Genomic DNA, 14,856 nt, shown 5'->3' on the forward strand with positions numbered 1-14,856 from the left:
GCGGGTGTTGATCTTGGTTTAGCGCTTGGTCTTCTTGGCCTTGGACCTCGCCTTCTTCGCGGCCTTCCGCTTCGCCTTTTCGGCCTCGGCCGCAGCCTTCGCGGAGGCCTTGGCGTGAGCCTCGGCTTCGGTCTTCCGCTGGAGGGGGACGAGCTTCGCGGCAGCCTCGGCGGCGTCCTTGGCGATCTCGGGCAGGACGCTGGTGTAGATGTCCGAGGTGATCTTGATGGAGGAGTGGCCGAGCATCTCGGACACCACCTTCATGTCGACCCCGCCGGCGAGCGCGAGGGTGGCCGCGCCGTGGCGGAGGTCGTGCAGGCGGATCGGCGGCAGGCCGGAGGCGGTCACGAGTCGCTCGAACATCTCGGTGACCTTGCCGGGGTGGAGCCAGGAACCGTCCTCGTTGGTGAAGACCCGGCCGGTGTCCTTCCAGGCCGACCCCCAGTCGTCCCGGTCCTTCTGCTGGCGCTCGCGGTGGCGCCGGAGGACCGCCACTGTGTCGTCATCCAGCGCCACGGTCCGGAAGCTTCCGTCGGTCTTGGGGTCGGACTCCTGGACCTCCCAACCGTCCTGCACGAGCTGGGCCGTCACGGTCAACGAGCTGTTGTCGAGGTTGGTCTCGGACCACGGCTGGCCGCACGCCTCGCCCCGGCGAAGTCCGCGGAAGGCGATCACGTGCCACATCGCGTACAGGCGGTCGGCAGCCACGAAGTCGAGGAACGCGCCGGTCTGCTGCGGCGTCCAGACCATCACGGGGGAGGGCTTCACGCCGGTCGCCTGCCACTGGGCGGCCCGCTCCGGCGTCCAGACCAGAGCGTTCGGCCTGGCGGCCGGGTCAAGCTTGACGTGGGCGGCCGGGTTGAGGGTGATCAAGCCCTCGGGGATCGCTTCGTTCAGGGCGGTCCGGAGCGTGGCCCGGATGCGCTGGCGGGTGGCCGCGCCGGTCGTGCGCCGGAAGGGCGGCATCTCGGCAAGTTCAGCGCGCAGAGCCCTGCGGCGGGCGCGGTTCTCCAAGCCCTTGATCGGCACCGTGGCGAGCTCGGCCTTCAGCGCGTGCCGCAGGGCGTTGTTCTCCAGGATCTCCTCGTTGGCGTCGGCGATGGCCGTGAACATCTCGGCGAGCGTGCTCACCCGCAGCCGGTCGACGCGGATGTGCCCGATGCGGGGCTTGAGGTGGACCCGCACGTCGCACTCGTAGCGGGTGATGCCGGACTTGCGGATCTTCTTGCCGGCCAACCAGGTGTCGAGCCACTCGCCGACAGTGACGCGGGTGGAAAGGTCCTGACCGGCCTTCAGGCGGTTGCGGGTCTCCTCGATGTCGGGCAGCTGGGCCTTCTCGTCGGCGACCTTCACCAGGAGTTCGGCGACCAGGGCCAGGTCGTCGGGGTCTTCCTTGCCGAGGGCGAGCAGGCCGCGGACGTGATCGAGGTCGGCCTGCGCCTCCTTGAGCGTCTCGTAGCCGGCGCGGTTGAACGAACGGCGGGTGCCGTCTTTGGCGTTGGGCAGCTCCTGGCGTATGGAGTAGGAGCCGTGCTTACGGTTGCCGGCCTTCGGGCACGATTTGCCGAGCGGCTTTCCGGTCTCGGCGTCGCGGCAGTAGCAGCGGTGGTAGGTGGAACCCTTCATTCGTCCTCCAGGGCGGTATCGGTGTTCAGCGGGGGAAGCTCAGCGTCGAGAAAGTCGAGACTCGGTGCGAGGTGCGGGACTTCCAGGCCGATCTCGCGCAGGTGTGCCCTGACGGGTTGAAGCCGCTCGCGGACGGCGGCGACGAAAGCGTCGAGTTTGTCCTGTGAGCCGGGAGGCCATTCCTCCCTGAACAATTTGAATTCCAGCTGGAACGCGTCGTGATGTTCCTCCTGGAGCTCTTGCCAGATCCGTTCGTGCTCCCGGTAGAGGCGGAGCCGGTACATCCCGAGCGAGTGGCGGGCCTCTCCTGTGAAGTGGGTGAGCGCCGACCAGCGGTCGCTGGGCATCTCTGGCAGGTAGTCGACCCAGCCGCCGAGGGCTGGGGAGAAGAGCAGCTCGACCGGTGCGATGTCCAGGGCCTCGGCCACGACGATCAGCTCGGGAATCGTGATCGTCTTGCGCCTGCCGGACTCCCAGTTGGCAATGACGTTCCGGGGGACTTCGTAGCCCAAGTCCCCTGTTTCGTCGGCCACATCCTGCGCGGACAGTCCAAGATCTTGCCTCCTTCGGGTGATTGCTCGGATCACGTCCTTGGTGATCCGTTCGGGCCAGTCGGGCGCGTCTTCGTCGTCGGTGGACCAGTGTTCCTCGCGGCCTTGTGTCATATCGACACAGTAGCCACTGGAAATCTCTTCTCCGTTGCGGCACTCCGCCGCAGCCCCCGGCCGGGGGAAGCTCGGATTTGGAGTTCATGTGCGAACTGGTGACATATCGGCGACGGCGCAGGGGATGGGTCGGGCCGAACTTCTCAGGCTGCCAGCGGCCATCGACCTCGACACCGCCAATCGGGCCATCGGCCTCGGGCGGAGCAAGGGCTACGAGCTGGCCCGCCTCGGCGCCTACCCCTGCCGGGTCCTGCGACTGGGCAAGAAGTACCGCGTGATCACAGCGGACCTTCTGCGCCTGCTCGGCATCGACGCGGCGTTCGGCGAAGGTTCGGCGGCTGATGCAGCTTGACGTGGTGAGAGCCCGATCCACAAGCCTGTCTGCCGTGGGCGTACTTGCCCGATTGGAGTGGATCTTCCAGCGACATGACCGTACGTTCGTGGTCCCTCGGCGGCCTCGGCCGCCGAGGGACCACCGCCAAGGCGAAAGCAGCCACTGCGAGTTGAGCGGACCAGGATCCCCGGCCCGACCACCCCAGGGCGCACGAAGGCCCCCGGTGCTGCGAACACCGAGGGCCAGGCGAAGTCCTTACCCACGACCTTCATCGGCGGCGCGCGACGGAACAGGTCCCGCGCCCCAGTCTGGAGCTTCACCATGGAGTCTACGTCCCATCGGCCCGATCCGGCAGCTTCCATTGCGAGTTGGCCGCCGGTCGCCAAGCCGGGCGAGCCCGGATCCTTCTTGTCGGGCCAACAGCCGGAGCCTGCGTCCACAGCCTGTGGGCACGACGCCGAGGCGGCGCCTGCCGAGCCCGCCGTCCCGGACGGGACCGACCTGATGCCCGACACCGAGGCGACCGAGGGCGCCGACCTGCTCGCGCAGCTGAGGGCCCAGATCGCGAAGTTCGTGATCCTTCCCTCCGACCAGGCCCTGGACGCCACCATGCTGTGGGTCGCCGCGACCCACCTGCAAGGCTCGTGGCAGCACGCCCCGCGCCTGGCCGTGGTCGGCCCGGCCAAGCGCTGCGGCAAGTCACGCCTGCTCGACGTCCTCACCGAGACGGTGCACAACCCCGTGGCGACGGTGAACTCGTCTCCGTCCGCGATCTTCCGCTCTATCACCGAGGAGCCGCCCACCCTGCTGGTGGATGAGGCGGACACGATCTTCGGCAGCCCGAAGATGGCCGAGAAGAACGAGGAGATGCGCGGCCTGCTCAACGCCGGGCACCAGCGCGACCGCTACGTCCTGCGCGTGGTCGGCAAGGAGCACGCCCCGGGCAGGTTCCACACCTTCGCCATGGCGGCCATCGCCGGCATCGGCGACCTCCCCGACACGATCATGGACCGCTCCATCGTGATCCGCATGCGCCGCCGCGCCGAGGGCGAGCGCGTCTCCCCGTACCGCACCAAGCGCGACCGCCCCGCCCTGCACGCGATCCGCGACAAGATCGCCCGCTGGACGGCACCGCTCGCCGACCAGGCCCTGTGCCTGGAGCCCGCAATGCCGGTCGAGGACCGCGCGGCCGACACCTGGGAGCCCCTGGTGATCGTCGCTGACCTCGCCGGAGGCCCCTGGCCCCGCCGTGCCCGCGAGGCGTGCAAGCGCATGGTCGACGCCGAGGCGAAGGCGGAGGAGGACAACCCCGGCGGCGCACGGATCCTCGCCGACATCCGCCGGATCTTCCACGCCAACCGCGAGGCGGACAGTCTGACCACCGACCATCTGCTGCGCGAGCTCAACGACAACGCCGAGGCCCCGTGGGCCGACTCGGCCCGAGGCGGGCTGACCCCGCGCGCACTCGGCGCGATGCTCCGCGAGTTCGGCATCACCTCCGGCAACGTGCGCCTCGGCGACGGAACCCAGCGCAAGGGCTACACGCGCCACAAGTTCCTCGACGCCTGGCGCCGCTACTGCCCCACCGTCCACCCCATCACCTCCACGGCCACGGACGAGAGCACGGGCACGAGCGGCAGAGGCTGACCAGCCTCCCCGAACTGCCGTCCCTGCCGTCCCTGCCGTAACAGCACAGGTCGCAGCACCTGCCGCCGGGACGGAACGGCCTCCCGAGACGGAAACGCTCCCCCACCGGGGACGGCAGCACCCCGCCTGCAAGACGGCGCATGGGACGGCAACCGTCCCACCCCGCCACCGGCCCGCCGCCGCCCGAACCTCGGCACGAGCGGCGGGCCGACCCCGGGACGGGAAACACATCCGTCTTGTGCCGTCCCAGCTGTCCCTGCCGTAGAACTGCAGGTCAAAGGCCATGCCTCCGGGACGGATGCGAGCCCCAAGACGGATACCGCATCGTCCCGAACCCGAACACCGCCGCGTCCACGGCACACCCGGGCAGCCGAGCCCGCCGCAGTCCGGGGCCTGTCCCGCAGGCCCAAGACGGCAAGACGGCAAAGACGGCAATTCCACAAACCACCACCGCCCGACCCGCGAGGACCACCTTCCGCATGACCGCCACCACCCCACCGCGTCTGCCCCGCCCGGACGCCGTCCTCGTACAGGCCGCCATCGCTGGCGCCCTGTCCTTCGCCCACCTCCACGACATCGCCGAGGCCGCCGGACAACACGGCTGGAAAGCCTGGGCCTACCCCGTCTCGGTCGACCTGCTGCTCGTCGCCGCCTGGCACCGCATGCGGACCCTGCGCACCACCGGCCGCCCTGCCGGCACCGCCTGGACGTGGTTCGCCATCGCCCTGACCGCCTCCCTCGGCGCCAACGTCGCCACCGCCGGACTCCTCGACCTCGCCCACGTCCCCGCGTGGCTGCGGATCCTGGTCGCCGGATGGCCCGCCCTCGCCTTCTTCGGTGGCACCCTCCTCGCCCACAACGCCACCGCGACCGAGGTCACCGCCGAGCCCGAGCCCGCCAAGGACGAACTCCCGCTCCACGAGAACCCCGAGCCCTCCCCGGCAGCCCAGCCCGTACCAAACGCGGAGCAGGACGGCCCGTCCAGCCCCGCGCCGGTGGCTGAGCGCAGGGACGACGCCCCGGCCTCCGACGAAGAACCGGTCGCGCCTCGCAAGCGCACTGGACGCCCACCGGCGAAGACCATGAACCAGCTCGTGGAGATGATGCGGCCGATCGTCGCCGAGCACGGTGTCAGCGTCGCAGTGGTCGAGAAGGCCCTCAGCGACGCCGGGATTCCGATCAGCAGCAAGCGGCGGACGGAGCTGATGACGCTCCTGCGGGATAAGCAGGCTGACCCTCAGCCGGAACACGCCGACCGCGAGCTCGAGCAGGCGCGTGAGCACCCGGTGCCTGCCTGACACCCCTCCATTGGTGGCCGCCCGCCAACGACCCGTACGGCGCCTGGCGGCGGCACCTTCACCGCCAAGTGGTCTGGCGGATGTCCACCTCGTGGTCAGCAAGATCCGCCAAAGCACCGGATCACCCTTCCGCCGAACCGGTCGCCGCCCGATGCGGTCCGTGCGCCGCGTTCGCATCCCGCTCGCACCACAGCACCTCGACGACCCCGCGACAGGAGATCAGCCCGTGACCGACACCCAGTACCCGCGCGGCGCCGCCAGCGAGAGCGCGAAGGAGAGGAAGAAGTCCCATACCGTGAAGGGTCTTTGGCAGTGGGCGTTCGGCAACCGTGCCCCTGGCGGAGCCAGTAGTACCGCGTGTCCGACTCGTGGCCGGACTCGCGGGATCTCCGCCCCAGGGGTGGCGGAGACGGCCCGGCGCGAGGGCGCGCCGGGCCAGGAGGTCGGGGCCGAGGGCGGCCCCGACCCGGACAAGCTCCTTGCCGTCCAGCAGCAGATCCTCGCCGACGTCCGCCCGACCGAGACCGACAACGAGTCCTCCGACCACAACACCGCCGATGATGCCGCGCCGAAGAACCGCCGCTACACCGGCACCAAGCGCGAAGAGCGCGTCGGCCCTCTGCGGTTCGAACCCGAGGAAGAGCCTCGGCTGCGTGCTGCTGCCACCGCAAACGGCTACCGCGGCCTGTCCGGGTTTGCCGCCGACGTGGTCCTGGCCTTCATAGCTGGCCGGTTCTTCATCGACCTGCCCCTGGCGGAAGAACGCCGACTCATCCACGAGTTCCGCGCCCGCGTCCTGCGCCAGATCAGCGGTATCGCCAGCAACGTCAATCAGATCGCCCGAGCCCTCAACGGCGGATACGAGCCCCCGGTCGACATCCGCCGCACCCTCGACGAACTGCACGGCCTGCTCACCGAGATCGCCGAGGCCCTTCGCCATCCCGCCAGCCAGGAAGGCTGAACACCGTCGTGATCGCACCCATCAAGAACCCCGGCTCCAACACCCGCGGCCTGCTTGCCTACCTCTACGGACCCGGCCGCCATGACGAGCACCGCGACCCGCACATCGTCGCCGGCTTCGCCATGCTCGCCATGCCCGACCCCGGCCGCGACGAGAACGCCACCCTCACCCAGCTCGCCCGCTACCTCGACGAGCCCGTCCGCCTGCGCAACAGCGAGCCCGGCAAGAAGCTCACCGACCACGTCTGGCACTGCCCCGTACGCGCCGCACCCGAGGACCGCTACCTCTCCGACACCGAGTGGTCCGAGATCGCCGAGCGCATCGTCAGGGCCGCTGGCATCGCCCCCAAGGACGACGACCTGGCATGCCGGTGGATTGCTGTGCGCCACGCGGACGACCACATCCACATCCTCGCAACCACCGTCCGCGAGGACGGCCGCCGCCCCAAGCTCCACAACAGCGGCCAGCGCGTCGGCGCCGAGTGCCGCGAGATCGAGAAGGACTACGGCCTGCGTCAGCTCGGCACGGGCGATCGGACCGCCGAACGCCGCCCTACCCAGGCCGAGATGCACAAGGCCAAGCGGCTCGGCTGGGAACAGACCAGCCGCGAGTGGCTCCAGGACCGCATCCGCGCCGCCATCCCCCACGCGAGCAAGGCGGAGGAACTTCTCGCCTACCTCCAGACCGATAGCGTCGAGGTCAAGATCCTCCGCTTCCCGTCCGGCGACCTTCGGGGCTACTCCGTCGCCCGCCCCGGCGACCTGAAGGCCAACGGGCAGCCGAACTACATTCCCGGCGGGAAGATCGCCCCCGACCTGTCCCTGCCCAAGCTCCAGGCGCTCCTCGCGGCCAGCACGCCGGAGGAGCACCCCACCGCCCGCCGCAACAAGCCCGCCACCCGCTGGCAGCACGCCACCAACGTCCTCGACACCTTCACCACCGACCACGACACCACCGGCGACAGCGGCGACGCGCGTGTGCAGGCGCACATCACCGCCCTCGGTGAACTGATCGAAGCCACCGCCCAGACCGCGCCCCAGGACCTGCGCGCCGAACTCCGAGCAGCAGCAAAGACCTTCGCCCGCGCCCAGCGCTCCCAGATCCGCGCCGACCACCAGGCGGCCTCCGGCCTGCGGCAAGCCGCCCGCGACCTTGTGCACGCCAGCAGCGGCAAGGACGGCAGCACCCTCGCCGTCCTCGTCGCGGCCCTCGTGTGGGCCGCGATCCTCTCCCAGCGCTGGCACACCGCCAAGGGCCATGACCAGCAGGCCGAAGCCGCGCGCCGAACCGTCCAGCACCTCCAGGCCGCGTACGACCAGGCGGCCGCCGACCAACTCGCCTTCCTCGCCCAACGCCAGCCCAAGGAGCAGACCCGCAACACCCTCGCCAGCGACGTGCTCGCCGCCATCCCCGACCACGCGACGCGGATCCTCACCGATCCCAACTGGCCCGCCCTCGCCACTGTGCTCGCCGACGCTGAGGCCGGCGGCTACGTACCCCACCAGCTCCTCACCGAGGCAGCCGCCCGCCGCGAACTTGGCAGCGCCCGGCTGCCCGCCCAGGTCCTCATCGCCCGTATCCAGCACACCAGCTACAACCCCGCACCCAACCGCACCGTCGAGGCGGCACTCCTACGCTCCACCGGTGCAGCGGCGCCACCCCGGCAGTACAGGCCGAAGCCCACAGCAGCACCCGCGGTCGAGGCGACGGGGCCAGCGCGCCGCCATAGGTAGAACGTCAGGGCTGCAGTGCCCGGACGTACCTTGATCGCCATCCTCAGCGCCCTGCACGCGGCACAGCAATCAGATACGACCTCACGCGAGGACCGTGCACTCGCGTCGACGTACTACAGCCGGATCGCCAGTGTCATCAACAATGCGCTTCCCTCGCAGGACGATGCCGCCAGGACCCGCATCGTCATCGACGATCGCCCCCCGCTCGCTCCCGACAACGCCATCAACTGATCGACATCTGATATTGGCGCGCACATGCCAGTCGCGAACAGCGCAGCTGGCCGTGGTTGCAATTTTGGTTGCATTCACTGTCGTCCAGCACCGTTCATAGCCCATCTAGCGAGTCGCTCCGCCGCACGTCAGGACGCCTATGGACACCCCCGGACAGCCTGACGAGCTGGGCGTTGACCGCGTCCCCACGGATTGCTGATCGGCTGCCACGCGACCACGCTCCTGCGGGCCCTGCTCGTGCTGACAACCGCCGAGGTCCCGCGCTGACGTACGATCACCCGCCAGCGATCAAGCCTCTAGCCGGCCCAAGCACCCTGCCCGGTATCCCTCCTGAGCTGCGAATTCAGGGTGGAAATCTCTCAATGCCCACCGGTTTGCTCCAGCCCGGGGCAGATTGGGCTTGAACCTCAGCGGCGTTCAGGAGAATTCGAAGCCCGGCGGGTTCGCGTAGCCGCCGCCCGGCCAGGGCCGCGGCGTCGTCGCCGATGGCACTGAAGCATCGGGACATCGGCCGCCGCGCCGACGGCGAGCCCACGATCAACGACGCGCTGACGGCGTCCGCTTCGTCCAGCCCGCTGACCTCGACCGCTCGCCGCGTGCCCACCGTCGCCGTCCGTACCGATGCAGGCACACCGGCCGGGCGGCGATGGTGGGCGGTCGCCCCCAGGGGGGCAACCGCCCCAGCCACACGCGACCTGCCCGACACGGTCGTACCTGCTCCACGCCAACTCGGCGCTACGGAAGGATGGATGGATGGGCGACTGGGAGTTCGTGAAGGACAGAACCGCCACTGAAGGCGCGGTGTGGAGGTCAGCCGACGGCCTGCTCTACAAGCGAATCGGCGGCGAGGACCTGCGGGCGGAGTGCGAGTTCCAGCAGGTGGCCGCCGGCCTGGGCTACCCCGTCCCGGAGATCGTCGACAGCGGGTCCGAAGACGGAAGCTACTTCGTCGTCGAGCGAGCCATCGGTGATACCTCGCTGCACGAGGAGGCTTTGGCCGATGCCAGGCGGGACGGGCAGGTCAGCTACCAGGTGATCAGCACGGCTGCTGCTGTCGCGTCGTGTCTCTTGCAGGCCCAGGCGAGGCACCCCTTGCCCTCGACACCATGGTTCGAGAAGGCGGCCTTCGCACCCGAGGTCTTTGAGGAGAACCCGGACTTCGACATCCCGCGGGTTCACGAGGCGGTCAAGCACGCCCTCGACCGGCTGGCTCAACTTCCGATGGTGCACGGGCACCTGGACTACGGCCTGCCCAACGCCCTCCGGGCCGGGGTCATCGACTGGCAGCATCCCGGACCGGTCCCGCTTGGCTATGACGTCTACCCCGCGCTCGACATCGTGGCCTTCAAGGGCGGAGGCAAGGGCTACACGATCACCCCAGAGCAGCGCGCCGCCTACACCGCCGCACTCGACGAGACCACCGCATCCCTGATCGGGCGGCGCGTGAGCGAGCACATGGGCGACTTTCTGCTCGTCAAATGTTTCTTCTTCCTCGCCCTCATGCGGCCCACCGACCCCGTACGGCGCGACAAGCACATCAAGTGGCAGTACCGCCGCGCTCTGTTCACGATGGGACTTGATCAGTATGAGTCGTCCAACACGATCGACACCAGCGACTTCCCTACTCTGGAACGGTTCGCCGCTGAACACCGGTAGGCCGGTGCCCACCATCTGACCAGGAGGGGTCCACCGCACATGGGCAGACTGAGTACTACAACGACCCGAACGCCCCCAAGGCCAACACCCTCATTCCCGCCAGCAACCTGCTCGTCGTCGACGACAGCGGCGCGATCCTGCTCCAGCGCCGCCGTGACACAGGCCAGTGGGCCTTGCCCGGCGGCGCGCAGGACATCGGTGAGACTGCCGCCGAGTGTGCCGTGCGCGAGTGCCTGGAGGAGACCGGCATCATCGCTGAGGTCACCAGCTTCCTCGGCGTTTACACCAACTCCAACCACATCGTCGCGTACACCGACGGCGAGATCCGCCAGCAGTATGAGAACACCTACATCGGCCGCCCCATCGGCGGCGAGCCCACGATTAACGACGAGGCCGACGGCGTCCGCTTCGTCCACCCCACCGACCTCGACCGGTACGACATCCACCCCAGCATGCGCCAGCAGATCGGCGACTACCTCGCGGCACCTACCCCTACCTCGGCTGAACCCAACGTCGCGTTCATAGGTTGCCCTAGCCGGCCTCGGTGATGGGGAGCCGGTGCTGGCATTCCGCCGCCGTGTGGGTCGGATCGTGTCACGATGGCGGTCGGTCACTACGGGGGAGCAATGCGGGACGCACTTGTCGAGGACTTGGAGGCTCGGCTTGCCGAGTACGCCTACCGGTCGGAGACGGAAGCGCTACTCGACGAAGCGGGGCGCGAGTCTGCCATGCGACTCCTGGCCCTCGTCGCCGAGGAGGTTCAGGGGTCACGCAACGTCGACACCGAGGCTCTGTACACAGCGGCTGCATTCCACTGGGCGCGAGCAGTTGTGCTTGGCGATGGTGATCGCGCGCAGGTGGAGCACGAGACGGCGATCCATCTCTTCGGTCTGCTATTCCTTGCGGACCGCAGGAAGGTCCCGCGTGAGCTCTGGCCCAGGCTGGTACAGGAGACCGGGCATGACCCGTGGGCCGATCCGCTAGAGCATGCGGCTGACCTGGTGGTGGATTTCGAGGAGCAACAGGACTGGGCTGCTCTGGACGAGGCTCTTGGGCTGCTTCAGCGCATTCCCCGGGGTGGGGACGGTGCGTGCCAGGACACCCTGCTGGGCCTGGCCCACCAGTATCGTGCGACGGCGCTGGCTCGGGACGACCGGTCGCGGCTGGCCGACGCGGACCGGGCCGTCGAGCTGTTAAGCGCTGTGGCGGCGCTGCAGGAGCCATCGGCTTCGCGGACTGCCACGCGTCTGCTGACCCTCGGCAGTGCCCAAGTCGGCCGCTTCGAGTTGACCGGACTCCCGGCGGATCTGGCCGATGCCGCGCACTCGTACCGTCGGGCCCTGGAGCTGGCAGCACCGGGGTCCACCGAGCAGGTGTCGGCGATGATCGGCGTGGGGACGGGGCTCGGCCGCCGGGCGGAGGTGCCAGGCACCGAGCGGAGCGACGTGGTCGCCCAGTTGCGGGAGACGGTCGACTGGCTGCGTCGGGCAGCGGACCTCGACCTGGAGCACGGCCGGCGGCCGGACCGTGCGAACCTGGCCAAGGCGACCGGGTTGTTGCTGGAACACACGCTCCGACTGAGGCGCGCTGGCGACGCCGCCACCAGCCGGGGCGCACAGGACGCGTCGGCTTCAGCACCGCCACCGACCGAGGTCGAGGCAGCGCAAGCACGTCGCCTGATCGCCCTCGGCGGCGAGGTGGACCAACGGGTCGTCACCGAGCAGGAGGCACTGCGGCGGGTCGGCGAGTCGGGCAGCGAACTGTCGGAGGCCGCCGTGCGGATCGTGGTGGCGGTGGCCGTCGACCTGGTCAGGATTGGCACGCCCCGGCGAGCGGTTGCCGTGCTGGCCCTGACCCTGGCAGCGGCCGAGCGGCGTTGGGGGACCGATCGGGACGGTCCGTGGTGGTGGGCGGCAGACGCGTACGTCGAGGCGGCCCGGCTGGCCCTGGCCGAGCAGTCGGACGCGGTGCTGTTCCAGCATGCGCGCGAGGTGGCCGGCCGGCAGATCGACGAACTACGCGGCCGTGACGTCGTGCAGGATGTCGCCGAACTCGCCGAGACCCTGTTCGCGGACGGCCTGTTGTGCCTGACCCCGTACACCGGGGGGCTGGTGGACCTGTCGTTCGCCTCGGCCCAGCAGCTTCGGCGCGACCGCGAGGCTCGGTACATGGGCGTCCACACCGTGCGGTGGGAGGGCGTCATCATGCCGGACCCGCGGCATGCGGTCGAGGAGGCCGTGGCCCGGCTCGGGGAAGCGGCGGCGCTCGCCACCGGCCACCGGCGCGGCCGAACGCTCAAGGCCCTGGTCGAGGCCCTCTCCATGCTCGCCGGTCTGACCGGGGCCTCGTACGACCAGGAGGCGAGGGCGGCGGTCCGGGAGGCTGTCGGGACCCTGGACCCGTTCCGCGATCCGCTCGGCTACCTGTACCTGCTGCGGATCCTTGCCCGGCTCGGTGAACTGGTCCTGCCTCGCGAGCTGGACGGCCTGCTGCCGGTCCCGCTGGACGAAGTCTGGAAGCGCCAGGGCGAACACGAAGCGGCGAGCCTGTTCACCGAGGCACTGGTCCTCGCGGCCGAGACGGGGCACCGAGATCTGGAGGCCGCACTCATCGAGGCCGCTGACGGGGCGGGCCTCCGGCTCCAGAGGCCCGACCAGCGGCGGGCACGCTGGACCAGCGAGGTGCACCTGCTCCACGAGGACACGCTCGACTGCCCGGTGCCGGGCGGGATGCGGGCCGTGACGGAGGAGCTCACAGCAGACCCGACCCGGGCGCCGGCCGAGCGGGCCGCGGCGCTCGTTCACCTCGCCGCGCACTCCTGCGAGGACGACGAGCAGGCCCTGGGCCGAACCCTGATCCTGGAGGCTGCCCGATCGGCTCCGGACTGGGTAGACCAGCACGTCGAGATGGTGGCGCACCTGTACGGCCGCTTGTCCTACGACCTGGCCGTGCGCGCCGACCGCGCGGCGGACTGGGTGACGGCGGCCGAGTGCTTCGCCGTGGCCGGCGCGCAGTACACGATGTGCGACCAGGAGGACCTGGCGCTCGACGCCTTCGAGGCCGGGTTGGCCTGTGTCCGGCACTGTGACCATCCGGCGGCGAGCAGTGCTGCCAGCGCACTGCTCGGCAGCATGACTTCGCTCCGAACGAGCACGGACGAGGGAATCGCCTGGAAGCTCCGAGAGCTGTACCTCTCCCTCGGCAGCCTCCTCTCTGCGCACGCCCGCGTCGATGCGACCACCGTTCTTCTTCTGCACCAAGTGGCCAAGGGCATGGACTTCGCGATCGCGGCCGAACGCTCCGGTCCGTTCACCCCGTCACGTGCGCTCACTGCCGCGATCGACCGGGCGAGCCTCGACGCCGCCCAACCGCTGCCTGCCGAGCGGTCGCTGAGCCCGGACGACGCCCTCCTCTGCTACGTCGGCACCGGCGAGGCTGAACCCGAGAGCGGCCCTGACGCCCGGCAGCGCAACCTGCAGCGGGCCGTCGACCGCCGGATCAGCATGGAACTCCACCAGACCCGGAACCTCCCGCGAAACGCCCTCCTGCGCCTGGACGAAGTACAGGCGCTGCTCCCGGAGGACACGGTGTTGCTGTCGTTGTTCCTCGGGCAGTTCCCGGGACCGAACGCGACGGACCTTCGCACCGGGACGGTGGGCCTGGCGGTGACGCGCGAGGAAGTGCGCCTGCGGACCGTCGCGTTCAACGACGTCGGCGGCGACCTGCTCCGCCTCACCCGCGGTCTCCATACGATGCTGATCCACCCGGTGGCCGGCCCCGTTTCCGTGCTGAGGCAAGCCGTAACGGCCGATCCGCTGCACCGCCTGGTGAGCCGCGAGGCGGGCACCGCTCTGGAGTACTCCGGCGCACAATGCCTGGCCGGTTTCACAGAGCTGATGGGACGTTGGCAGGCCGAAGGCAAGCGGCATCTGTGCATTTGGCCGAACGGGCCACTTCACTTCGTCCCCTTTCCGCTGCTTCCCGTCGCAGACGGGCTGGTAGCGGACAAATGGACCGTGACACAGCTTTCGAGCCTCGCCTTGCTCCGCACCACCACCGCGGATCTGACGCCGCCCACAGCACGCTATGAGCTCGTGGCGTTCGGGTCGGCGACCGGCGGTGTGCGGCACGGCTTGGGCGCCGAGACGGCGTTGGAGCATCATGCGTCTTCGGTGGCGGCGTCGATGGGTGGCCGAGCGGTGCTCGGAGCCGCCGCCACGCCCAGCCGCTTCCTGCGCGAGCTCGGCACCTCGCGCTACGTGCACGTGGCGGCGCATGGCGCGCACAATGAGTGGGCCTCCTGGTACCAGTGTCTCTTCCTGTCGCCCGATCCCGACAACGACGGCCGGGTCTTCGCGCACGACATCCTCAGAACCGACCTGCGTGGCGTCGAACTCGTCACCATGAGCTCGTGCGAGTCGGCGCTGGGTCGCTACGACGTGAACGACAATCTGCGTGGCCTGCCGGCGGCCTTCCTGGCTGCGGGGGCCTCGGCCGTCATCGGATGCCTGTGGCCGGTCCATCCGGACGTGGCCACCGATTTCTTCGCTGAGCTGTACCGACAGCTCTGCGGAGACGGCGATCGTCGGTCTGCGTTCCGTTCCGCTCAGTGCCATACGCGCACCAAGTACCCCGCATACCGGGACTGGGGTTCGTTCTGTTTCATTGGCGACTGGCGCGCGCCGCACACACCTTGAGGAGTAGC

General features: G+C 69.6%; 10 protein-coding genes and 1 pseudogene. 9 read left to right on the forward strand and 2 right to left on the reverse strand.

Translation table 11 applies throughout. From position 1 onward, the window contains the following. Positions 1-18: 18 nt before the first annotated feature. Positions 19-1,626 (reverse strand): tyrosine-type recombinase/integrase, encoded by a 1,608-nt coding sequence (locus ACIOJE_RS00420; protein ID WP_400772385.1) that lies wholly within the window; start codon positions 1,624-1,626, stop codon positions 19-21. Beyond that, positions 1,623-2,291, reverse strand: a complete 669-nt coding sequence (locus ACIOJE_RS00425) for a helix-turn-helix domain-containing protein (protein ID WP_400772387.1) — start codon at positions 2,289-2,291, stop codon at positions 1,623-1,625. The genes ACIOJE_RS00420 and ACIOJE_RS00425 overlap by 4 nt, the downstream gene beginning before the upstream one ends. Before the next feature lie 124 nt (positions 2,292-2,415). On the opposite strand from ACIOJE_RS00425, the gene ACIOJE_RS00430 reads away from it, so the two are divergent. The 9 genes and pseudogenes from ACIOJE_RS00430 (at position 2,416) to ACIOJE_RS00470 (ending at position 14,848) form a co-directional block, all read left to right on the forward strand. Beyond that, entirely contained in the window at positions 2,416-2,643 is a 228-nt protein-coding gene (locus tag ACIOJE_RS00430; protein ID WP_380363736.1) for a hypothetical protein, read from the forward strand. 303 nt (positions 2,644-2,946) lie between these two features. After that, the gene (locus ACIOJE_RS00435) at positions 2,947-4,272 is read left to right on the forward strand and encodes a DUF3631 domain-containing protein (RefSeq protein WP_400772389.1); all 1,326 of its coding nucleotides are present in this window, start codon (positions 2,947-2,949) and stop codon (positions 4,270-4,272) included. Between the two features lie 479 nt (positions 4,273-4,751). Further along, positions 4,752-5,570 carry a DUF2637 domain-containing protein gene (locus tag ACIOJE_RS00440; RefSeq protein ID WP_400772391.1) on the forward strand — a complete coding sequence of 273 codons (819 nt, stop codon included), beginning with the start codon at positions 4,752-4,754 and terminating at the stop codon, positions 5,568-5,570. A gap of 226 nt (positions 5,571-5,796) precedes the next feature. After that, positions 5,797-6,531, forward strand: a complete 735-nt coding sequence (locus tag ACIOJE_RS00445; RefSeq protein ID WP_400772393.1) for a MobC family plasmid mobilization relaxosome protein — start codon at positions 5,797-5,799, stop codon at positions 6,529-6,531. Between the two features lie 8 nt (positions 6,532-6,539). Continuing rightward, on the forward strand, positions 6,540-8,264 hold the full coding sequence (locus tag ACIOJE_RS00450; protein WP_400772395.1) for a relaxase/mobilization nuclease domain-containing protein: 1,725 nt from the start codon (positions 6,540-6,542) through the stop codon (positions 8,262-8,264). A gap of 30 nt (positions 8,265-8,294) precedes the next feature. Beyond that, positions 8,295-8,495: a hypothetical protein gene (locus ACIOJE_RS00455; RefSeq protein WP_400772397.1), complete on the forward strand. Its 201-nt coding sequence runs from the start codon at positions 8,295-8,297 to the stop codon at positions 8,493-8,495. Between the two features lie 753 nt (positions 8,496-9,248). Continuing rightward, a complete protein-coding gene (locus tag ACIOJE_RS00460; protein ID WP_400772399.1) occupies positions 9,249-10,151 on the forward strand; it encodes a phosphotransferase in 903 nt (300 codons plus the stop codon). 92 nt (positions 10,152-10,243) lie between these two features. Continuing rightward, positions 10,244-10,656: pseudogene (locus tag ACIOJE_RS00465) on the forward strand (NUDIX hydrolase). Between the two features lie 121 nt (positions 10,657-10,777). After that, complete coding sequence (locus ACIOJE_RS00470) at positions 10,778-14,848, forward strand: CHAT domain-containing protein (RefSeq protein WP_400772401.1); 4,071 nt, start codon at positions 10,778-10,780, stop codon at positions 14,846-14,848. Positions 14,849-14,856 lie beyond the last annotated feature (8 nt).

Origin of the sequence: Kitasatospora sp. NPDC087861, assembly GCF_044742585.1 — a bacterium.
Taxonomy (GTDB): Bacteria; Actinomycetota; Actinomycetes; order Streptomycetales; family Streptomycetaceae; genus Kitasatospora.